The following is a 1,779-nucleotide window of genomic DNA, read 5'->3' as shown; positions in this document are numbered from 1 at the left end:
CCTATCACTATAAGCGCATTAATGTTTTTTATACCCTTATACAACGATCGTAGAGTGAATAATGGATATAATGCAGCTAAGGTGTTTTCTTCTAACGTATTAAATGTTTTTACGTTAATAACGATTTGCTTGACTATTTTTGTTCAGATATTTGCTCCTTTATTGATTCGACTTGTTGCACCTGGATTCGACGAAGAAACTTTTAAGTATTCAGTAGAATTGCTACGTCTCCTTTGTTTGTCATTTCCTATAACTCTTGTAACATCAGTATTTATTAATATTTCAAACGCAAACCAAAAACATTTCTCACCTCAATTATTGGTTGTCATAAATAGCAGTATAACAATTTTAGCTATAATTTTCTTAGCTCCGAAATATGGAATATATGTAGTTCCCATTTCCGGTTTAGTCGCATGGTTCTTTCAACTATTCCTTCAGCACTTTTTTATTAAGGATATGTTTACATATAAATTCGTAATCAATTTTAAAGATCCTTATCTTCGGAAAATAATAATATTAGCTATTCCTGTTATTATAGCTTCATTTGCTGAGCAAATAAATTTGATGGTTACGAATATATTATGTTCTCAATTAGGGGAAGGTAGTATTTCTATTATAAACTATGCATTACGTATCTTAAATCTGGTAAATGGTACAATTACAATAGCAATCCTAACTGTTATGTATCCTGTATTCTCATTATTAATGGCTCAAAAGGATTATTCAAAATTTTCTCAATCATTTAATTCATCTATAAAGATTTGCTTATTAACAGTTACTCCGCTTGCAGTATTATGTCTAATTGGTGGATTTGAAATTATTAAAACAATATATTATAGAGGGAACATGATGTTGGATGCTGTTACAGATATTTCGGTGGTATTCATTTTTTATTCTATAGGGATTATATTTATTGCACTTAGAGAAATATATGTTCGTATATTCTATACCTTGAACAATTCAATACTGCCAATGTATATTAGTTTAGGATGTTCTACATTGAATATATTACTAAACATACTACTAATAAAAAAAATGGGGATAAGCGGAGTTGCGTTAGGAGCGTCGATTTCTAATATATTGTACTTTGTATTAGTGCGATCCTTTTTAGTACGAAAGTTTTCATTTGTAAGTTATTCGATTGAAAAGAAGTTTTATAAAGAATTATGCCTAGCTCTTCTAGCTTCCATTATAATTTGGTATTTATATAAATACTTTTTCTATATCGATAATATTGCTTATTTCTTTATTGCTTCATGCTTAACCCTAGGTATGTATGTCTTAATCCTATATTTATTAAAAAACAGAGAGATGATATTTCTAATATCGGGAATAAAGGATAAGGTAAATATGTATATAAACCGTAAATAATAGAGATATGAATTATTTTAGAGATAAAACACTCCTTATAACAGGAGGTACTGGATCCTTTGGAAATGCTGTATTAAAAAGATTTCTAGATTCAGATATAAAAGAGATTCGCATTTTCTCTCGTGATGAAAAGAAACAGGACGATATGCGTCATGCATTACGTAATTCGAAAGTTAAATTTTATATAGGCAGTGTTCGAGACAAACGTAGTGTAGATAACGCTATGCGTGGGGTAGATTATATATTTCATGCAGCAGCATTAAAACAGGTTCCTTCATGCGAATTTTTTCCAATTGAAGCTGTAAATACAAATGTACTAGGTACACAGAATGTGCTGGATTCGGCAGTTGAGTTTGGCGTAAAAAATGTAGTGGTTTTATCTACTGATAAAGCAGCCTATACGATCAA

The 1,779-nt window shown here is 30.1% G+C and carries 2 protein-coding genes; both read left to right on the top strand.

The genetic code is table 11. The annotated features are described in order from the left end of the window. On the top strand, positions 1-1,371 hold a 1,371-nt coding region (gene murJ, locus LDB17_RS00695), incomplete at its 5' end, for a murein biosynthesis integral membrane protein MurJ (protein WP_393924830.1). A gap of 7 nt (positions 1,372-1,378) precedes the next feature. Beyond that, on the top strand, positions 1,379-1,779 hold a 401-nt coding region (locus LDB17_RS00690), incomplete at its 3' end, for a polysaccharide biosynthesis protein (RefSeq protein ID WP_393924829.1).

Source organism: Dysgonomonas sp. Shenzhen-Wh21, from assembly GCF_043392705.1.
Lineage (GTDB): Bacteria > Bacteroidota > Bacteroidia > Bacteroidales > Dysgonomonadaceae > Dysgonomonas.
Note: the sequence above shows the minus strand (reverse complement) of the source record. Positions and strands in the feature narration are given on the sequence as shown.